We start from the raw sequence: 1,844 nt of genomic DNA, 5'->3' as shown, positions 1-1,844 counted from the left end.
CTCCGACCGCGACCGCGATGTACGAAGGGCAATGACATGACCGCTGTCCACCCCCGCCGGGTCCTGCAGATGCGTCTGGTCGTCGAGGCCGACGACTACGACGAAGCGGTCCGGTTCTACCGCGACGTGCTCGGTGGCGCCCAAGAGCTCCAGGTGCACGGCGACGACGACGAGCGGGTCACGATTCTCGACGTCGGCCGCGCGACGCTGGAGATCTCCAGCCCCGCGCAGGTCGAGATGATCGACCGCGTGGAGGTGGGCCGGCGGGTCAGTCCCAGGCTGCGGGTCGCCTTCGAGGTCGCCGACGCCGAGGAGGTCACGGACAGCCTCGTCCGGGCCGGGGCCGACCTGCTGGCCCCGCCCACCCGCACGCCGTGGGAGTCGCTCAACTCCCGGCTGGACGCTCCGGGAGGGCTTCAGATCACCGTGTTCGAGGAAGAGCGCGCCTGAACGATTGTTCGGGCGTCGCCGTCGCGCGTACCGCCAATCGCCGGACAACGAGCCGACCGGACCCCAAGATGAACTTGGGGCCGGCCAGGTTGCCGCTGTCGGATCGGAAAGGCGCGTTCCATGGGCCTGGGTAGAGCGTTCGACGATCGTTCGCTGCGCACGAAGATCGGTGCCGCGGTGCTGACCGCCACCGTCAGTGGTGTGGTGGTGGGCGGTCTGGCGATGAACACCGTTCGGCAAGTGAACGCTGATGCGGAAGCGACGCAGTTGCAGACCATCGCCGTGCAGACGGCGGCGGGAGCGTTCAGCAAGAACGTCGAAGCGTTCGGCGGCAACACGTCCGCGGCACAGCTCTATCCGTCGCTGGCCGACCAGATCAGCAAGACCATCGCGGCGAACAAGGCCGCCATCGACACGGCGCTCAACGATCTGCAGAAGCTCTTCGGGCCCGGCTCGGCCGGCACGGAGGTGGCGGTCAAGGCGCAGCAGGACTGGCAGGCGTTCCTGGCGTTCCTGTCCGCCGATCAGGCCCCCGCCACGCCCGAACAACTGGCAGCGGGCCTGCAGCAGTACAACACCCTCTACGGAGCGCTCACCGCCGACCAGAACGCGATCCAGGCCCAGGCGACGGCCCTGTCCCAGGCGAACATCCGCAGCGCTCAGGACAGCGCCACCAGGGCGAACCGAATCATCGCCGGCCTGCTTGCCCTCGGTGTGCTGCTCAGCGTGCTGATCGGCGCGCGCGTGGTCCGGCGGATCCGCTCCGCTGTCGGAGGAGTCTCGCTGGTCGCCGAGGGCCTGGCCGACGGCGATCTGACCCGCGTGACCGGGGTGACGGTGCGCGACGAGATCGGCCGTATGGCGCACTCCCTCGACCGGGCCGTCGCGCGGCTCCGCGAAGACGTCGTCCAGCTCGGCGGCAACGCCACCACCCTGCAGACCGCCGCCGGGCAGCTCACCGCCGTCTCCACGTCGGTCGAGGCCGCTGCCACCGACGCCTCGGCGCAGGCGGGATCGGTCGCGGCCGCAGCGGAGGCCGTCTCGGACAACCTGCAGGTGGTGTCGACCGGCTCGGAGGAAGTGGGCGCGTCGATCCGGGAGATCTCCGTTTCCACCACCGAGGCCTCGGAGGTGGCCGCGCGGGCGGTGCAGATGGCCGCGGCCACCAACGGCATCGTGTCGCGTCTGGGGGAGTCGTCCAGCGAGATCGCAACCGTCATCAAGGTCATCACCTCGATCGCGGAACAGACCAACCTGCTGGCGCTCAACGCGACCATCGAAGCAGCCCGGGCGGGCGAGGCGGGCAAGGGCTTCGCCGTTGTGGCCGGCGAGGTCAAGGACCTCGCGCAGGAGACCGCGAAGGCGACCGAGGACATCTCCCGCCGGGTGCAGGC

General features: G+C 70.0%; 2 protein-coding genes. Both read left to right on the top strand.

Annotation, left to right across the window (positions count from 1 at the left end; all coding sequences use genetic code 11):
- Window positions 1-450: VOC family protein (locus tag AB0M20_RS41225; protein WP_364306740.1), on the top strand; the 450-nt coding region annotated here is incomplete at its 5' end.
- A 120-nt stretch (window positions 451-570) separates the two neighbouring features.
- Window positions 571-1,844 (top strand): methyl-accepting chemotaxis protein (locus AB0M20_RS41220; protein ID WP_364306738.1); only part of this gene is annotated, 1,274 nt, incomplete at its 3' end.

This window comes from Actinoplanes sp. NPDC051633 (assembly GCF_040681735.1).
GTDB lineage: Bacteria > Actinomycetota > Actinomycetes > Mycobacteriales > Micromonosporaceae > Actinoplanes.
This window is presented reverse-complemented; position numbering and strand designations above follow the sequence as displayed.